Below are 253 nucleotides of genomic sequence, written 5' to 3'. Positions count from 1 at the left end.
GGCCTTGAAGCGTAGACGCGGAAAACCGTCGAGCAGTGGTCCTTTCTCGCGGATGCGCCGATCGATGATCTCCATGTCGTAATCGGCCGGCAGGGTGAAACTGTATTGCATCGCGATCATCGCTGAAAACCTTCCTGCTCGACGGGGCCGAGCCATTCGACCGCCTTGCCTTTCATCACGGGCTGAACGCTGAGATAGCTGAAGGGACTGACGGGGGCCGCGCCGTGCCAATGGCGCTCGCCGGGTGCGAACC

The 253-nt window shown here is 61.7% G+C and carries 1 protein-coding gene and 1 pseudogene; both read right to left on the bottom strand.

Annotated elements, in window-relative coordinates; translation table 11 throughout:
* On the bottom strand, nucleotides 1–120 hold a 120-nt coding region (locus EUU22_RS04305; protein ID WP_129330842.1), incomplete at its 3' end, for a DUF4865 family protein.
* Nucleotides 117–253 (bottom strand): annotated as a pseudogene (locus EUU22_RS25795) (cupin domain-containing protein); the annotation flags it as partial. The gene EUU22_RS04305 and the pseudogene EUU22_RS25795, both read right to left, overlap by 4 nt.

Source organism: Ciceribacter ferrooxidans, from assembly GCF_004137355.1.
Classification (GTDB): Bacteria; Pseudomonadota; Alphaproteobacteria; order Rhizobiales; family Rhizobiaceae; genus Allorhizobium; species Allorhizobium ferrooxidans.
This window is presented reverse-complemented; position numbering and strand designations above follow the sequence as displayed.